Origin of the sequence: Reyranella sp., assembly GCF_004297405.1 — a bacterium.
GTDB lineage: Bacteria > Pseudomonadota > Alphaproteobacteria > Reyranellales > Reyranellaceae > Reyranella.
Genome location: NZ_SCVC01000047.1, coordinates 1 through 15469 on the forward strand (window position 1 = coordinate 1; position 15469 = coordinate 15469).

19 protein-coding genes are annotated in these 15469 nt (G+C 64.8%); 11 read left to right on the forward strand and 8 right to left on the reverse strand.

Annotated features, from left to right (window positions below):
• On the forward strand, positions 1-1846 hold a 1846-nt coding region (locus tag EPO50_RS29890), incomplete at its 5' end, for an efflux RND transporter permease subunit (protein ID WP_296350489.1).
• A gap of 25 nt (positions 1847-1871) precedes the next feature.
• On the opposite strand, the gene EPO50_RS29895 is transcribed toward EPO50_RS29890, so the two are convergent.
• Complete coding sequence (locus EPO50_RS29895) at positions 1872-3098, reverse strand: MFS transporter (protein WP_296350491.1); 1227 nt, start codon at positions 3096-3098, stop codon at positions 1872-1874.
• Positions 3099-3186: 88 nt separating this feature from the next.
• On the opposite strand from EPO50_RS29895, the gene EPO50_RS29900 reads away from it, so the two are divergent.
• Positions 3187-3780 carry a TetR/AcrR family transcriptional regulator gene (locus EPO50_RS29900; RefSeq protein WP_296350493.1) on the forward strand — a complete coding sequence of 198 codons (594 nt, stop codon included), beginning with the start codon at positions 3187-3189 and terminating at the stop codon, positions 3778-3780.
• Positions 3781-3788: 8 nt separating this feature from the next.
• On the opposite strand, the gene EPO50_RS29905 is transcribed toward EPO50_RS29900, so the two are convergent.
• On the reverse strand, positions 3789-3920 hold the full coding sequence (locus tag EPO50_RS29905) for a hypothetical protein (RefSeq protein ID WP_296350495.1): 132 nt from the start codon (positions 3918-3920) through the stop codon (positions 3789-3791).
• A gap of 101 nt (positions 3921-4021) precedes the next feature.
• On the opposite strand from EPO50_RS29905, the gene EPO50_RS29910 reads away from it, so the two are divergent.
• The 4 genes from EPO50_RS29910 to EPO50_RS29925 are packed head-to-tail and all read left to right on the forward strand — an operon-like array spanning position 4022 to position 6523.
• Positions 4022-4927 (forward strand): LysR family transcriptional regulator, encoded by a 906-nt coding sequence (locus EPO50_RS29910; protein WP_296350497.1) that lies wholly within the window; start codon positions 4022-4024, stop codon positions 4925-4927.
• A 36-nt stretch (positions 4928-4963) separates the two neighbouring features.
• The gene (locus tag EPO50_RS29915) at positions 4964-5332 is read left to right on the forward strand and encodes a hypothetical protein (RefSeq protein WP_296350498.1); all 369 of its coding nucleotides are present in this window, start codon (positions 4964-4966) and stop codon (positions 5330-5332) included.
• A 26-nt stretch (positions 5333-5358) separates the two neighbouring features.
• Complete coding sequence (locus EPO50_RS29920) at positions 5359-5727, forward strand: nuclear transport factor 2 family protein (RefSeq protein ID WP_296350500.1); 369 nt, start codon at positions 5359-5361, stop codon at positions 5725-5727.
• Between the two features lie 4 nt (positions 5728-5731).
• Positions 5732-6523 carry an enoyl-CoA hydratase-related protein gene (locus EPO50_RS29925; RefSeq protein ID WP_296350502.1) on the forward strand — a complete coding sequence of 264 codons (792 nt, stop codon included), beginning with the start codon at positions 5732-5734 and terminating at the stop codon, positions 6521-6523.
• A gap of 3 nt (positions 6524-6526) precedes the next feature.
• Here EPO50_RS29925 and EPO50_RS29930 read toward each other — a convergent pair whose 3' ends face one another.
• Genes EPO50_RS29930 through EPO50_RS29940 form a run of 3 tightly spaced genes read right to left on the reverse strand, consistent with a single transcriptional unit; the run spans position 6527 to position 8843 of the window.
• Complete coding sequence (locus EPO50_RS29930; RefSeq protein WP_296350504.1) at positions 6527-7663, reverse strand: C45 family peptidase; 1137 nt, start codon at positions 7661-7663, stop codon at positions 6527-6529.
• A gap of 21 nt (positions 7664-7684) precedes the next feature.
• The gene (locus EPO50_RS29935) at positions 7685-8311 is read right to left on the reverse strand and encodes a thiamine pyrophosphate-dependent enzyme (RefSeq protein ID WP_296350506.1); all 627 of its coding nucleotides are present in this window, start codon (positions 8309-8311) and stop codon (positions 7685-7687) included.
• Position 8312: 1 nt separating this feature from the next.
• On the reverse strand, positions 8313-8843 hold the full coding sequence (locus EPO50_RS29940; RefSeq protein WP_296350508.1) for a thiamine pyrophosphate-binding protein: 531 nt from the start codon (positions 8841-8843) through the stop codon (positions 8313-8315).
• A 117-nt stretch (positions 8844-8960) separates the two neighbouring features.
• On the opposite strand from EPO50_RS29940, the gene EPO50_RS29945 reads away from it, so the two are divergent.
• On the forward strand, positions 8961-9902 hold the full coding sequence (locus EPO50_RS29945) for a LysR substrate-binding domain-containing protein (protein ID WP_296350510.1): 942 nt from the start codon (positions 8961-8963) through the stop codon (positions 9900-9902).
• On the opposite strand, the gene hemJ is transcribed toward EPO50_RS29945, so the two are convergent.
• The 3 genes from hemJ to hemE are packed head-to-tail and all read right to left on the reverse strand — an operon-like array spanning position 9899 to position 12423.
• On the reverse strand, positions 9899-10324 hold the full coding sequence (gene hemJ / locus EPO50_RS29950; RefSeq protein WP_296350512.1) for a protoporphyrinogen oxidase HemJ: 426 nt from the start codon (positions 10322-10324) through the stop codon (positions 9899-9901). The genes EPO50_RS29945 and hemJ overlap by 4 nt on opposite strands.
• Complete coding sequence (gene hemH / locus EPO50_RS29955; RefSeq protein WP_296350514.1) at positions 10324-11355, reverse strand: ferrochelatase; 1032 nt, start codon at positions 11353-11355, stop codon at positions 10324-10326. Before hemH ends, hemJ begins: the two co-directional genes overlap by 1 nt.
• Positions 11356-11379: 24 nt before the next feature.
• Positions 11380-12423 (reverse strand): uroporphyrinogen decarboxylase, encoded by a 1044-nt coding sequence (hemE, locus tag EPO50_RS29960; protein WP_296350516.1) that lies wholly within the window; start codon positions 12421-12423, stop codon positions 11380-11382.
• 323 nt (positions 12424-12746) lie between these two features.
• Between hemE and EPO50_RS29965 the strand changes: the two genes are divergently transcribed.
• From EPO50_RS29965 to EPO50_RS29980, 4 genes are all read left to right on the forward strand, one after another.
• On the forward strand, positions 12747-13580 hold the full coding sequence (locus tag EPO50_RS29965; protein WP_296350518.1) for a pyruvate, water dikinase regulatory protein: 834 nt from the start codon (positions 12747-12749) through the stop codon (positions 13578-13580).
• A 17-nt stretch (positions 13581-13597) separates the two neighbouring features.
• Entirely contained in the window at positions 13598-14005 is a 408-nt protein-coding gene (locus EPO50_RS29970; RefSeq protein ID WP_296350520.1) for a hypothetical protein, read from the forward strand.
• 10 nt (positions 14006-14015) lie between these two features.
• Entirely contained in the window at positions 14016-14999 is a 984-nt protein-coding gene (locus EPO50_RS29975; protein ID WP_296350522.1) for a tripartite tricarboxylate transporter substrate binding protein, read from the forward strand.
• Between the two features lie 151 nt (positions 15000-15150).
• On the forward strand, positions 15151-15456 hold the full coding sequence (locus EPO50_RS29980; RefSeq protein ID WP_296350524.1) for an alkylphosphonate utilization protein: 306 nt from the start codon (positions 15151-15153) through the stop codon (positions 15454-15456).
• The last annotated feature ends 13 nt before the right edge of the window (positions 15457-15469 follow it).

Genomic DNA, 15469 nt, shown 5'->3' on the forward strand with positions numbered 1-15469 from the left:
GCTGGTGCTGATCGCGGTGTTCCTGCCGACCGCCTTCATCACCGGCCTGCAGGGCACCTTCTACAAGCAGTTCGCCATCACCATCGCCGCCTCGACCGCGATCTCGGCCTTCGTGTCGCTGACGCTCTCGCCCGCCATGGCGGCGATGCTGCTCAAGACCCATGCGCTGTCGCATGTCGAGAAGTCGAACCCCGGCCTGATGGACCGCATCGCCTGGCCAATGCACTGGTTCTTCAGGCACTTCAATCGCGGCTTCGACTGGCTGTCGAACGCCTATGGCCGCACGACGGCGCGGCTGATCCGTATGGGCTTCATCATGCTGGTGATCTATGCCGGTCTGGTCGGGCTCACCTGGAACCGCCTGGCCGTCACGCCGACCGGCCTCGTGCCTCAGCTCGACCGCTCGTACCTGATCGCCGCCATGCAGCTTCCGGCCGGATCGACCCTGGAGCGGTCCGACGCGCTGGTGCGGCAGGCGAGCGAAATCATCATGTCGCGGCCGGGTGTGGAGCATGCCGTGGCCTTCGTCGGCTTCGACGGTGCCACCTTCACCAATGCGCCCAACACGGGCGTGATCTTCGTCACCCTGAAGCCGTTCAACGAACGGCGCGACCTCAGCAAGGACGCGATCCTGGCCGACCTGCGCGGCCGCATGTTTGCCCTGCGCGAGGCCTTCGTGTTCGTGCTCGAACCGCCGGCCGTGCCGGGCATCGGCACCGGCGGCGGCCTCAAGGGCTATGTGCAGGATCGCGCCTCGCGCGGCCTGACGGCGCTGGAAGGCGCCACCTGGGCACTGGCCGGCGCTGCCGGCCAGGCGCCGGGCCTCACCCAGGCCTTCACGCTCTACAACACGCGCACGCCGCAGATCTTCGCCGACATCGACCGCACCAAGGCCGAGCAGCTCGGCGTGCCGATCGCTCGCGTGTTCGAAACACTGTCGGCCTATATGGGCTCGGCTTACATCAACGACTTCAACATCCTCGGCCGCACCTATCGCGTGACCGTGCAGGCCGACAATCCCTACCGCCTGACCCTGCGCGACGTGGAGAACCTCAAGACCCGCAGCGTCAGCGGCGAGATGGTGCCGATCGGCGCCGTCGCGACCTTCCGCGACATCACCGGCCCCTATCGCGTGGCGCGCTACAACCTCTACCCGGCGGCCGAGGTGCAGGTCGCGCTGCAGCGCGGCTATTCGTCGGGCCAGGGCATCGCCACCATGGAAGGGCTGGCGCAGAAGGTCCTGCCGTCGGGCTTCGATCTCGAATGGACCGAGATCGCGCTGCAGGAGAAGCTCGCGGGCAATACCGCGGTCCTGGCCTTCGGCCTCGCCGTGTTGTTCGTGTTCCTGCTGCTGGCGGCGCTCTACGAGAGCTGGCTGTTGCCGCTCGCGGTCATCCTGATCGTGCCGATGTGTATTCTCGCGGCCATGATCGGCGTCAACATCCGCGGGCTCGACCGCAACGTGCTGGTCGAAGTCGGCCTGATCGTGCTGGTGGGCCTCGCCGCCAAGAACGCCATCCTGATCGTGGAGTTCGCCAAGCAGGCACATGAGCAGGGCATGAACCGCTACGATGCCGCGGTCACGGCGGCGCGCACGCGGTTGCGGCCCATCCTGATGACCTCGCTCGCCTTCATCCTGGGCGTGGTGCCGCTGGTGTTCAGCACTGGCGCAGGTGCAGAGATGCGGCAGTCGCTGGGCACGGCGGTGTTCTCGGGCATGCTGGGCGTCACGATCTTCGGCCTGATCTTCACGCCGGTGTTCTACGTGTTGTGCGTCGGCCTCGCCGAGCTGCGCTTCAAGTGGCGCAAGCAGGAGATCAAGCACGAGTTCAAGCCGGAGAGCTGAAACCTCCGGCCCTGAACGTCAGCCCTCAGGCTGTCGCCGGTTTCGGCGGCGGCCCGAGCAGCGCAAAGCTCACCTGCACGATGCCGGCCACGAGCCCCATGCCGACGCCCAGGCGCCAGGCGAGGTCGTAGGAACCCATCGCGTCGAAGATCAGTCCGCCGCCGAAAGCGCCGAGGAAGCTGCCGACCTGGTGGCTCATGAAGGCGACGCCCTGGATCATCGCCTGCCAGCGCACGCCGAACATCTCGGCGACGGAGCCCGCGACCAGCGGGCCGACGCCCAGCCACAGGAAGCCCATGATCGAGGCGAAGACCAGGGTGGAGAGCGGCGTCGGCGGGAAGAAGAAATACGCCGCCAGCACGATCGAACGCGCGATATAGATGCCGCCCAGCAGAGCGAGCTTGGACCAGCGGCCGCCGGCCCAACCAAAGAAGAGACTGCCGAACACGTTGAACAGCGCGATCGCGCCCAACGCCTCGGCGCTGAGCGTGGGATCCATGCCGCAGATCGCGAGATAGGACGGCAGGTGGGTAGTGATGAACAGGAGCTGCATGCCGCAGACGAAGTAGGCCGTGGTCATCACCAGGAACGGCAGGCTGCGCGACGCGCTGACGAGCGCAGTCCGCGCCGACACATTGCCGATCTGGGTGGCGGTCGTGGGCGGCAAGGAGAGCTTGTCGACCCGGCCGGCGATCCACGCCGCCGGCAGCATGCCGACCACCAGCACCAGAAAACCCACGATGCCGGCCCGCCAGCCCAGGTCCGCCGTCAGCATCTGGCCGAGCGGTGCGGCCAGCAGTGCGCCCAGCGAGCCGGTGGCGGTGATGGCGCCCAGCACGAAGCTGCGCAGTGGACCGGACACGGTGCGCGAGCCGACCGCGAGCGAGATGGCCGAGGCCGTGCAGGCGAGCGCCAGGCCGATCAGGACACCACCACCCAGCATCACGCCCGTCATGCCGCCCGCCATCGCAAACAGCGCGAGACCGGCGATGTAGAGCGCCGAGCCCGCCATCATCACCGGCCGGAAGCCGACGCGCACCGCGAGGGCGCCAGCTACCGGCTGCAGGAAGCCCCAGGCGAGGTTCTGTACCGACATGGCCAGCGCGAAATCGGAAACGGTGAGCGCGATATCGCGGGTCAGCGACGGCATGACCAGGCCGAAACTCTGGCGCACGCCCATGCCGAGGCTCAACATGACCGAGGCGCCGATCAGGATCGGCATGACCGGCCGCAGTTCCTTGAGGACGGTCATGGTAACGCTCCACCTTGATTACACAGGTCTGTGCACCTTAGTTTCGAGGTGGAGTTGGTCAAGGAATAAGTAAACAGGTCTGTGTAGCATGACGCGATCCGAAGACAGAGCTGCCATGCAGGAGCGCATTCTCGAGACGGCGGACCGGCTGTTCTACGGCCAGGGTATCCGCGCGGTCGGCGTCGACACGATCGCGGCCGAGATCGGCATCAGCAAGCGCACGCTCTACAATCACTTCGCGTCGAAGGACGACCTGATCGTCGCCTACCTGTCGCGGCGGCTGAAGCCGGCGCCACCGTCGGAGCGACCGCCGGTAGAGCAGATCCTGGGCAATTTCGAGCGGCTGGAGCGCACGATAGGAACCGGGGGCGGCACCGGCGTCTTTCGCGGCTGCCCCTTCGTCAATGCCGTGGCCGAGCTCAAGGAGCCTGCGCACGCCGCCAACAAGATCGCGCTGGCCTTCAAGGAACAGCGGCGCAAATGGTTTCAGACCCTGCTGGTGCAATTGGACGTCGCCGATCCGGAGACGCTGTCGATGCAGCTTTTACTGCTGATCGACGGCGCCATCGCCGCAGCGATCGTGCGCGGTGATCCGAAGGTCGCGACAGCGGCACGCCAAGCGGCCGCCGTGCTGTTGCAGGCGGCCGGGGTGAAAGTACCGAAAAAGCTCAGATCAACCTGAGCCGGCGCTCAGCGCGCGGCGGCGGAAACCCAGCGGGCGACGGTGCGAGCGAGGCTGGCCACGACCGCCCCACGCAGCCGCAGCGCGCGGACCTCATAGGCCTGACGTTCGGCAATGGTGGGATAGGAAACCGTGAACATGAAAACCTCCAAGGGATGGAAATGAACCTAATTCCATTCCATTGGATGGTTAATACGGAGTAATTGACTATTACTTGTGAAGGATTTTCACTAATAGCGACATGATCGATCACGCCAGCGAGATGGCCGCCTTCGTGCGGGTCGTTGAGTCCAATGGCTTTTCCGCCGCGGCGCCAGCGCTCGGCCTGAGCCCGTCGGCCGTCAGCAAACTGGTGACGCGGCTGGAAACGCGGCTAGGCGTGCGGCTGCTGCAGCGTACGACGCGCGCCCTGCACCTCACCGAGGAAGGCGAGGCCTTCTACGCCACGGCACGGCGCATCGTGGGCGAGATCGAGGCGCTCGAGGACCAGATCAGCCGGCACAGCAGCACGCCCTATGGGCTGCTCAAGGTTACGACCTCGCTTGCCTTCTCGACCCATCAGCTCGCGCCGGTGATCGGCGAGTTCCTGCAGCGTTACCCGCAGCTCCAGCTCGAACTGATGCCGACCGACCGGGTCGTCGACATGATCGAAGAAGGTGTCGATGTCGCGATCCGCATCGGCCGCCTCGCCGACACCAGCTTCATTGCGCGCAAGATCGGCGAAGACGTGCGCCTGGTCTGCGCCTCCCCCTCCTATCTCAAGCATCGCCGCGCGCCACAGCGGCCGGAAGATCTGACGCGCCACGCCTGTATCGTCTCGCGCGAGCACAGCTATCTCAATCGCTGGCTCTTCCGCATCGACGGCGAGGTACGCGAGATCGAAGTCGGCGGCCGCCTTGCCGTCACCGAAGGCGAGGCGCAGATGCGGCTGGCCCTACAGGGACTGGGCATCGTCCGACTGACCCGCCTCACGGTAGCCGCGGCGGTCAAAAGCGGAGAACTGGTCTCGCTGCTCGAAGAGTTTCGCGCCGAGCAGCCGGTGCCGATCCATGCCGTCTATCCGCACCGCCGCCACCTCGCGCCCAAGGTCACGGCCTTCATCGACTTCATCCTCGAAAAGTTCTCGCCCCCGCCCTGGGAGATTTAGATGCTAGGGTCGCGATAACCAACGACAGGAGGGGAGATGGATACTGAGACCGATCTTTTCGTGCAGGCCTTTTGGGTGAAATGCCGCGATATCATCCGTCCGGAGTTCGACGAGGCCGTCGATGCGCTGCGCGGCGCCGGTCACGAGGCCAATGTCGCGACGCTCGAATTCTCGCCGGATGAGGCTGACAACGCCGACGCAGCGCCTGCCATGGTGCTGACAGTTCGTCCCAAAGGTTCCGACGCCGCTCCGGCGCTGCATGTGCGCGGCGATGTCGTCGCCAAGGATGTGGTCATCGTATCGGCTCTCGAAACACCGCGTCGATACGATCTGGCCCAGGTCGACCTTGCCGTCGTAAAGCGCGAACTCGCGACGACCTTCGCCACACTGCTTCCCGCCAAGTAACGCCCGAGTAAACCGAGGAGGACACCATGGCCGACGCCATCGACGACCTGTTCCGCCGTTTCGGCAAGGCCTTCAACAAGGCCGACGTCGACGAGATTGCCGCCTGCGTCACCGACGATTTCGAATGGCGCCTCAGCGCCGGTGGCGCGCCGTCCGGCCGTGTGCTCAAGGGCAAGGAGGACCTGCGCGCCTACTTCGCCGACAAGAGCAAGGCGCCGCGTGAAGCGCGCTACTCCGAGGCACGCATTCACCGCGCCGGCGACAAGCTGTTCGGCACATTCCGCGTCACCGGCATCGACCATGCCGGCAAGCCGTTCGACCGTTACGGCATCGACCTCTACGAAGTGAAAGACGGCAAGATTTCCCTCAAGGACAGCTACGCGAAGGTCGACTGAGAAAATGGCAAACGACACTGTTTTGTGGGCGATCGACCGGCGCGGCGTGGCCACCGTCACGCTGAACCGGCCGAAGGTGAACAACGCCTACAACGGCGACCTGATCCAGGGTCTGCACGATGCCATGGATGCGTTGGGCCGCGAGGCGCATCTGCGCATCGTGGTGCTGCGCGGCAACGGCAAGCACTTCCAGGCCGGCGCCGATCTTTCCTGGATCACCGGTGTCGCCAGCCAGTCGCCCGCTGAGAACGACAGAGTGAGCCGACTCACAGCCGAAGCGATCCGGCGGCTCGACACCTGCCCGGTGCCCACCCTCGCCTTGATCCACGGCGGCTGCTTCGGCGGCGGCACCGGCATTGCCGCTGCCTGCGATGTCGTCGTTGCATCCGAAGACGCGATCTTCTCCATCAGCGAGACGCGCTGGGGCCTGATGGCCGGCATCATCCTGCCGCAGCTTTGCCAGTCGATGGGCTTCCGCCAGGTCCGCCGCTACGCGCTGACCGGCGAGCGCTTTGGCGCCGCTGAAGCTTGCCGCCTCGGCCTGGTGCACGAAGTCTGCCCGACAGGTGGCCTCGACGCGGCTGGCGAGACGATCATCGACGCGGTGTTGATGAACGCCCCGCGCGCCACCACGGCCACCAAGCTGCGCTCACTGGCGTCGGCCCGTGCCTTCGTCGACGATGGCGAGCTGCGCGACCTGATCGACGAGCATGCGCGTACCCGCCAGCAGGACGAAGCCCGTGAAGGCCTCGCGAGCTTCCGCGAGAAGCGCAAGCCGTCCTGGTATCCGGGCTGATCGCTACTCGGCCGCCTGCTTCTGGGCGATGCGGTCGGGTGTCAGCGAATAGGTCGTGAACTGACGATTGAGGGCGGGCATCGGGCAGGCTTCGAGATGACCTTCCGCCGGCCGCATCAGGATCATCGCCGTGGTCGCGACCATGACGCCGCGATTGCTGAGCCGCGGCGGCCGACACACCGAATGCGGCGTGCCCCAATCGTCGAAGAAGGCCTGGCGAAAATCTTCGAGCGTGAGCTTGCCGCGTTTCGGTGAAAGCTGATCGCGCACGCGCTTGTCGCGGTAGATCGAGTCCGGCGTCTCGGCGAGGCCGGTGTCCTTCACCTTGGCGCGCGCAGACTCGGAAATCCAGTGATTGGCATGGACGTAAAGCCCGCGGTCAGGCGCGATCCAGAACGTATCGTCCGGCGCGCACTCGAAGCCGAAGGCCTCGCCGCCACAGTGGCTGATGGCCATGTGGTTGGAGCCGGGCTTCGGCGTCGAGACGACCGTGTGGACGGCAAGCGCCAGATGCGCAGCCTCCAGCACCTTGCGGCGGATGAAGGGCAGCGGCACGCCGGGGCCACGCTGATAATCGCGATCGCATTCCAGCGCGTTGGCCGTGAGACCGATGCCGGCCGAGTTCATGCCCGAGCGCGCAAGGCCGCCTGCTTCGGTGAAGGTCAGGATGTCCGGTCCATCGTCGCGACGGATGCGCAGCACCACACCGGTGTCCGCGCACTCCGCTCGCCAGTCCCAGTTCTGGCCATGCAGCAGCACGCCGTCCGCGCTCGCCTCGGGCAGCGCCAGCGCCGCCGTGCAGCCATCGGGGAAATGCTTGGCTGCCTGCTGCTTGCGGGCCGCCACAACCATTTCCGTGCGGGCGTTCATCAGCACGACCGCGGCGAAGGGCTCGTTGGCGCCCTCGGCGATGCCGCGCATTTCCTCGACATAGGCCGGATCGAACTTCTCGATCAGCGGCACCATCGCCTCGGCGCGCCGCTCCAGCTCTTTCCAGTCGACGCCGCTCTTCAGCAGCGACTCGGCGTACATCTTGGCGCCGCGCCGCAGCCGATCGGCAGCAGCCTTGCCATGTATCCGACCACGCTCTCGCGGGCTGCCCGAAAGATCGATCAGCGGGAAGGGAGCGTAGTCGGTCATGAAGCCTCCGGGGTCTGTCCCCTATGGATGTCCGAGCAGGGCCTGACGGAAGCGATCCTTGAGATGCGCGCCGTCCTGCGGTGGCATGACGAACTCTAGCTTCTCGACCATCACCTTTACGAGCCGAAACACCGGCCCCTTCTTGGTGCGGACGTCCTTCACAAGCGCCGCAACTTCGGAGGCATCACGGACCGTGCCGGTATCGGCGATGCCACAGCCCTTGGCGATCATGGCGAGATCGGTGCCGGCGCCCGAATCGGTCGGGCCGTTGTTGAGCGGGCTGGTGTGTGTCGCCTGATTGCCGGTCTCGCCGAATTTCTCGTTGTCGAGCACGACGATCGCGAGATTGTCCGGCTGCTGGGCCGCAACGGTCGCCAGAGAGCCCAGGCTCATCAGCATGTCACCGTCGCCGGTGATCACCAGGATGCGCTTCTTGGGCTGCGCCAGGGCCAGCCCGAGGCCCATGCCGACCGGTGCGCCCATCGAGCCCCAGAGCGGCATGTTGAGCGGGCGGTCCCCTGCTTCGGTGATGTCCCAGTTGGACGAGCCGAGGCCCGCGATCACCAGCAGGTTGTCGTCCGCACCTTCAAGGATCTTCTTCACCAGCGGGCGGCGCTGGAGCGTTGCCTTTTGAGTGTTGGGGCTCATGCTACTTCTTCCCGAAATTCTTGATGCCGATCAGCTTCTGTCGCAGCAGCACGGCGACGGCCTGGCCGCCGTTGAAAGCCGAGCGGGCGGCGGCGTCGACGGTCGCCTTCACCTCGGCTGCGGTCTCAACCGAGTAGAGCAGCACACCCATCGCTTCGAGCACCTTGGGCGTGCCCTGCCCCATGGGATACTGCCAGGAATTGAACTCGCCCCAGTCGCCGCGCATCGTGATCAGGGTCAGAAACGGAAAGCGCAGGGTCTTGGGCATGCCCATCAGGTTGATGGTGTTGCCCACGCCCGAGCTCTGCATCAGCAGCACCGAACGCTGGCCACCCAGCCACGCCCCGGCGGCGAGCGGAATGCCCTCCTCCTCGGTCGTGAGCGCCAGGGTGCGCATGGAGTTGGAGCGCTGGCAGGCTTCGATCAGGCGTCCATGCCCGGCGTCGGGCACGTGGTAGACCTGCTTCACATCGTGATCCTGCAGGACCTCGAAAATCTGGTCGCGCCAATCAGGCGTCGTACTGGCGTTCATGTCTCTCCCGTCTCGGACTGCTTCAAGGAAGGCGATTAGCGGGAGATACTAGCTATCACCAAGTTCGCCATCGAAGACCATTCTCTGTGATCAGCTATAGCGATATTGTATAGCTCCATGGAGCTTTCCCAACTTCGCACGCTGATCCACGTCGCCGAACTCGGCAGCCTGAGCAAAGCGGCCGAACGTCTGGGCGTTGCCCAGCCGGCCCTCAGCCGCCAGATCCGGATGCTGGAAGAAGAGCTCGCCGTGCGCCTGTTCGCCCGCCACGGCCGCGGCATGATCTTGACGGACAAAGGCCGCGAGATCCTCGAACACGCCACGAGGGTCATGGTCGAGCTGGAAGAGATCCGCGCCGCAGCCGCCGACCTCGACACACCCTTGCGCGGCCGGATCGGCATCGGCTTTCCGCCGACGGTCGCCGACATCATCTCGGTTCCCCTGGTCGCGGCCTTCGGGAAAGCGCATCCGCAAGTCGAGTTGCGCCTGGTCGGCGCCTACACCGGCTACCTGCTCGACTGGCTGCATCGCGGCGAGATCGACCTGGCTGTCCTCTACGACCCGCACTCGGCCCGGTCGCTGCGCTCGCAACCCCTGCTGCTCGAAAACCTGTTCCTGATCGGGCCGCCCGACTCGGGCCTTTCGGGCACGCACGCGATTCCGTTCAAGGACCTCGAAGGCCGGCGCATCTTGCTGCCCAGCACGCGCCACGGCTTGCGGACGATCGTCGAACAGTGCGCCACGGAAGCCGGCATCACCCTCAATGTCGCGGTCGAGGCCGACTCCTATGCGACGCTGAAGGACCTGGTGCGCCACGGCCATGGTTGGACGATCCTGCCTCTGCCGCCCATTCACGACGACATCGCTGCCAACCGTCTGGCAGCCGCACCGTTGATCGATCCCGTGCCAGTCAGACGCCTGGTCCTGTCCTATCCCGCGGACCGGCCCGTCCTGCGCCTCGCCCGATTCGCCGGCGATACGATCGCCGACATCGTGACCGACCATGTCGAAAGAGGAATCTGGCCCGGCCAACTCCTCCATCAGACGTCTTCGGCTTAGAGCGGCTTCAGCACTACCAGGAACACGATGGCGATCATCAGCAGGGTCGGCACTTCGTTCCACCAGCGGTAATAGGTGGTGGGCCGTGTATTGCGGTCTGCTTCGAATTCCTTGCGCCAGCGGCCGTAGAGGTGATGCACGAAGGTGAGCCCGACGACGAGGGCGAACTTCATCTGCCACCATCCGGCATGCCACCAGTCACCACGCCAGGCGAGCAGCAGGCCAAATATCCAAACGAGGATCATCGCCGGGTTCATGATGCCGCGCAGCAGGCGGCGCTCCATCACTTTGAAGGTCTCGCTTTGCGGAGAGCCCGGCGGCGCATCGGCGTGATAGACGAACAGGCGCGGCAGGTAGAGCAGCCCGGCCATCCAGGCGATCACCGCCACGATGTGCAGCGCCTTCAGGACCTCGTAGAGCATCACACCCCTCCGGCGATCAGCGGACAGCCGGTGTGGACGTAGCGGCAGGGCATCGACTTCGCGCCGTGGCAAACAGAAACCTGCGGCTCGGCCAGGATGGCACGCACGCGATCAGCAAGGCCTGTGATGAAAGCAGGATGCGTCCCCACCGTCGGCACACGCACGTAAGTCGGTACGGCACTCTTCTCGGCGAGATGGCGATATTCCATGTCGAGCTCGACCAGGGTTTCCGAGTGCTCCGACACGAAACTCAGCGGGTAGAGCACGACGGCCTTGCTGTCCGCACCGGCGCGCGCGATCTCGGCATCGGTCGACGGGCCGATCCATTTCAGCGGCCCGACACGGCTCTGGTAGCAGACCGACCAATCGAGGCCGCCGATCCGGTCGGCGATCGCTTGTGCCGTGCGTTCGACCTGCGCCTGATAGGGATCGCCCGCCTTGATCACACGCTCGGGCAAACCGTGCGCGGAGAAGAGCACGCGGGACGGCCGGTTGCCGGCTTCGCGCAGTCCCTGCCTCAGGAGTTCAACCGACGCCGAGATAAAACCTTCCTCGTCGGGGTAGCAGCAGACGGTTTGCGTCGGCACCGACAGCTTGGCCTTGGCGGCAGCCTCCTTCCACGCCTTGACCGATGAGTCCGTCGTCGTGGTCGAGAACTGCGGATAGAGCGGCAGCAACACGACGCGATCCGGTGCAAAGCGTTTCACCGAACGCACCACGGCCTCCGTCATCGGATGCCAGTAGCGCATGCAGACATAGCCGCGCCATTCGTGCTCGGTGCCCAGCGCTTCTTCGAGCGCGCGCGCCTGCGCTTCGGTCTGGCCGAGGATCGGCGAGCTGCCACCGATCTTTGCGTAGATGTCCCGTGCTTTCGGCGCGCGACGGCGGGCGATGAAATTCGCCAACGGACCACGCAACAGCGAGGGCAGACGCAGGATGGCGGGATCGCTGAACAGATTGCGCAGGAACGGCTGCACGGCCTCGGGCGAATCCGGGCCGCCGAGATTGAACAGGACGATTGCAATTTTCATAGGGCAATCTTCATGACGCGATCTTCACTCGGTCCTGGGCTTCCAGTTGCGCACGATCTCGACCAGCTGCGCGACATGCTCGGGTGGTGTCTGCGGCACCACGCCATGGCCGAGATTGAACACGAAGGAACCGTGGCCGAGCTTGTCGAGGATGCGCTTGGCCTCTTGCTCCAGCGCCGCGCCGCCCGCCACCAGCATGATGGGGTCGAGATTGCCCTGCACGCAGATATGCGGCTGCAGTTCCTTGGCCGCCCAATGCGCACCGATGCCGGTATCGATCGAGAGCGCGGTGAAACTATCGGGACGTCGATACATCAGCGCTGCCGGTCCTACCGCGCGCGGAAAAGCGATGATAGGGATCGACGGATGACGCTCGCGCAATCCTTTGGCGATCCGCACCAAGGGATCGAGAGACCAGCGGAAGAGCTGTTCTTCCGGCAGCACGCCGGCCCAGGAATCGAAAAGCTGCACTGCATCGGCGCCGGCCTCGACCTGATTGGAAAGATGATCGACCACAGCATCGACCAGCAGGTCGATCAGCAGGCCGAAGGATTCGGGATGGGCGTAGGCCCATTTCTTGACCTTGGCGAAATCCTTGCTGCCGCTTCCTTCGATCATGTAGCAGGCGAGCGTGAAGGGCGCGCCGGCGAAGCCCAATAGGGCCGTTTCCTTGGGGAGCGCTGCGCGTGTCTGCTTGATAGCCTCATAGACTGGCGCGAGATAGTCGCCGAGCCGGGCACGTGACAGCCGGCCGAACTGCGCCGGATCGGTCAGCGCCTCGAGCTTTGGCCCCTCACCCTCCTCGAACCAGACCTTCTGGCCGAGCGCGTCGGGAACCACGAGGATGTCGGAGAAGATGATGGCCGCGTCGAACCCGAAGCGCCGGATGGGCTGCAGGGTAACCTCGACGGCTTTGTCCGGCGTGTAGCAGAATTCGAGGAACGAATTGGTCGTCGCGCGCACGGCCCGGTACTCCGGCAGGTACCGTCCGGCCTGACGCATCAACCAGACGGGTGGCGTCGCAAAGCGCCGCCCCGCCAATGTTTCCAAGAACTTATTGCTGCTCACGCGTCATCCTCATGCCTTCCCTCTTACTCTATTCATAATAGGTAGTAGCAGTAGTAGGGCCTGTGGCATGTGGGGATGCGCCTTATTGGCCAACACTCCCCAGGCGCCTGTGGATCGGCAAACCCCAATTCCACGCGATTCCACCGCGAGATTCACGATTCGCAGGACATTCCTGCAAGCTTGTCCGCAAGGGACGATCCTTGGGATCGGCATGGCGAGTCGGGTCTCGAATCCGGGGCTCGTGGACAACGGCCCGACCTGTCCCCGTGTTCCAACAAGCATTCCCGCGTTCCTCCCGAGGGTCCTGTGGGGTAAAACAAGCCGTGGCGAACCGGAACTTCCATGTGCATCTCGTCTCCGACTCGACCGGCGAGACCGTGTCGAGCGTGGCGCGTGCCTGCCTCGTGCAATATGAGGGCATCTTCGTCCAAGAGCATGTCTGGTCGCTGGTGCGCACGCCCGGCCAGATGGAGAAGGTGATGCAGGCGGTCGAGCGCGACCGCGGCCCCGTCCTCTATACGCTGGTCGATCCCGAACTGCGCGATGTCGTGCGCGATCATTGCCGACGCCTGCAATTGCCCTGCGTCGGCGTGCTCGACCAGGCGATGAGCGTGCTGGCCGTTCACTTCCACTCCAAGAGCGAGCAGTGGCCGGGCCGTCAGCATCAGCTCGACGAAGGTTATTTCGATCGCATCGACGCCATGCACTACACCCTGGCGCACGATGACGGTCAGTCGACGCACGATCTCGAGGATGCCGACGTGATCCTGGTGGGTCCGTCGCGCACCTCCAAGACACCGACCTGCGTCTATCTCGCCAATCGCGGCGTGCGCGCGGCCAATGTGCCACTGGTGCCGGCCGTGCCGCCACCTGCCGAACTCGAAGAAGCCAAGCGCCCGTTGATCGTGGGGTTGATTACCGATCCGGAGCGTCTGGTACAGATCCGGGTCAATCGTCTGCGTCTCATGCAGCAGGAGACCGAGACGGACTATACCGACATGGAGAGGGTGCAGCGCGAGATCCAGGAAGCGCGCCGCCTCTACGCCCGCCGCAAGTGGGTGACCATCGATGTCACGCGCCGTTCCATCGAAGAGACGGCGGCGTCGATCCTGCAAATGTTGGCGATTCGTCGCGAGCAGAGGTTGCAGGCCGGATAACGAAGCAGGAGGCGACCATGAGGGCAGCCTTTGTAGCGTTGGGTCTGGTGTTTGGGAGTGTGGCGGCATTTGCCGCGAATGGGATAGACGTGAAGCGCGGCGGCGATGCCAATGTCTATGGCAACTGCGTGCCGAGCCTCGTCGTCGAAAACAAATCGGGTGAGACGATCGGCTATCTGCAGGTCGATGTCGTGCTGGCGCTGAACGACGGGCGCGAGCGCACGATCGAACTGGCATCGGCCTATCGCGACGGTGCCCCCTTTCCGATCGCGCCGGGGGCAACGGCGACCTTGAAGCAGCATCTCGACCTGTCGCGGGCGCTCGGCGTGCCCTGCGGCGAGGTCAAGGAACGCAAAGTGTCTCGGACGATCTGCGAGACAGCGCGTGGCACAGCCTGTGCATCGTCAGTCTCCGTGAAACCCTGAGGCACTTCCCATGACTCTCCGTCGCAGGACTTTGATCGGCGCCGCCGGCGTCTCCCTTCTGGCTGCTCCAGCGATCGGGCCGGCGCGGGCCCAGAGCGATTTTCCCAACAGACCGTTGAAGATGATCGTCCCCTACCCGCCCGGCGGCGGCACGGACGGGTTGGGGCGCATCACCGCCCAGTTCCTGGGCGAGAAGCTCGGCCAGCAGATCGTGATCCAGAACATTGGTGGCGCTTCCAGCACCATCGGCTCCGACACGGTGCGGCGTGCCGAGCCTGACGGTTACACGCTGCTGTTCAATGCCAGCCTCTTCGTCCTGGGCAAGACCGTCGTACCGTCCTGCCCCTACGATCCGCAGACGGACTTCCGCACCATCGCCCAGGCCGGCGAGGCTCCGCTGGTTTTGCTGGCCAACAACAATGTGCCGGGCAACGACTATGCCGCGGTCATGGCAGCCGTGAAGAAGGAGCCAAAGAAGTACTTCTTCGCGCTCTCCTCCGGCGGCTCGGCAGGCCACATCGCAACCCTGGCCTTCCTGAAGCAGACCGGCCTGCCGCTCGACACCATCATGTACAAGGGCACCGCGCCGGCGAACACCGACCTGATGTCGGGCGCAGTGCAGTTCTTCATGGACCCCTGGACGGCACTGCTGCCGCTCGCCACGTCGGGACGGGCCAAGGGCCTGTTCGTCACCTCGAAGCAGCGCACGTCGCTGGCGCCCAACATTCCGACAACCGACGAGGTCGGCCTGAAGGATTTCCACCTGAGCTCCTGGTACGGCGTCTGGGCGCCCAAGGACACGCCCGACGCTGTCGTGAACAAGCTCGCTGGCGCAATGGCCGAAGTCTCCAAGGACAAGGCTTTCATCGAAAAGACCACGTCGCTCGGCATCGTGCCGACGGCGCGCGGCCCCAAGGAGTTTGCCGCCTTCATCAAGCAGGAAGTAGAAACCAATACCGCCCTCCTGAAGGACGCCGGTTTCAAGCCGGAGTAATTCTCCCGCCCATCGGCGGGCAGGAACGCTCCTCAATCATCACGCGTCGTGGTCATGTGACGCGTATGCCGAGGCTTGCGACGACGATCTTCGGCGCGTACAGCGCTCGCTCTGCAACCTTACCTTAGAGTTGTTGCAAGGAGCGAGACGAGTGGCGGATCCCGATGATGACTATGTTTACGACGAAGCCACTGGCGAATGGATTCCTGCAGCAGAAGCGGCGGCAAAGCGGGCGGCGGACGTCGTCGAAGTGCGCGATGCCGTCGGCAATGTCCTTGCTGATGGCGATAGCGTCGTTCTGATCAAGGATCTGAAAGTCAAAGGCGCAAACCAGACGCTGCGACGTGGCACGACCATTCGATCGATCCGTCTGACCGCGGATCCCCAGGAAATCGATTGCCGCTACGAAGGCATCAAGGGCCTTGTGTTGCGTGCTGAGTTCGTCCGAAAGCGCTGAAAGCGGCCTGACA

Bases quoted from the DNA above. Each gene is read 5' to 3' on its own strand.
- hemJ (WP_296350512.1), bottom strand. From the start codon at position 10,324: ATGCTCTACGAGGTCCTGAAGGCGCTGCACATCGTGGCGGTGATCGCC.
- hemH (WP_296350514.1), bottom strand. From the start codon at position 11,355: ATGAAAATTGCAATCGTCCTGTTCAATCTCGGCGGCCCGGATTCGCCC.
- EPO50_RS29925 (WP_296350502.1), top strand. From the start codon at position 5,732: ATGGCAAACGACACTGTTTTGTGGGCGATCGACCGGCGCGGCGTGGCC.
- EPO50_RS29945 (WP_296350510.1), top strand. From the start codon at position 8,961: ATGGAGCTTTCCCAACTTCGCACGCTGATCCACGTCGCCGAACTCGGC.
- EPO50_RS29905 (WP_296350495.1), bottom strand. From the start codon at position 3,920: ATGTTCACGGTTTCCTATCCCACCATTGCCGAACGTCAGGCCTATGAG.
- EPO50_RS29920 (WP_296350500.1), top strand. From the start codon at position 5,359: ATGGCCGACGCCATCGACGACCTGTTCCGCCGTTTCGGCAAGGCCTTC.
- EPO50_RS29940 (WP_296350508.1), bottom strand. From the start codon at position 8,843: ATGAACGCCAGTACGACGCCTGATTGGCGCGACCAGATTTTCGAGGTC.
- EPO50_RS29895 (WP_296350491.1), bottom strand. From the start codon at position 3,098: ATGACCGTCCTCAAGGAACTGCGGCCGGTCATGCCGATCCTGATCGGC.
- EPO50_RS29930 (WP_296350504.1), bottom strand. From the start codon at position 7,663: ATGACCGACTACGCTCCCTTCCCGCTGATCGATCTTTCGGGCAGCCCG.
- EPO50_RS29915 (WP_296350498.1), top strand. From the start codon at position 4,964: ATGGATACTGAGACCGATCTTTTCGTGCAGGCCTTTTGGGTGAAATGC.
- EPO50_RS29935 (WP_296350506.1), bottom strand. From the start codon at position 8,311: ATGAGCCCCAACACTCAAAAGGCAACGCTCCAGCGCCGCCCGCTGGTG.
- EPO50_RS29910 (WP_296350497.1), top strand. From the start codon at position 4,022: ATGATCGATCACGCCAGCGAGATGGCCGCCTTCGTGCGGGTCGTTGAG.
- EPO50_RS29975 (WP_296350522.1), top strand. From the start codon at position 14,016: ATGACTCTCCGTCGCAGGACTTTGATCGGCGCCGCCGGCGTCTCCCTT.
- EPO50_RS29970 (WP_296350520.1), top strand. From the start codon at position 13,598: ATGAGGGCAGCCTTTGTAGCGTTGGGTCTGGTGTTTGGGAGTGTGGCG.
- EPO50_RS29900 (WP_296350493.1), top strand. From the start codon at position 3,187: ATGACGCGATCCGAAGACAGAGCTGCCATGCAGGAGCGCATTCTCGAG.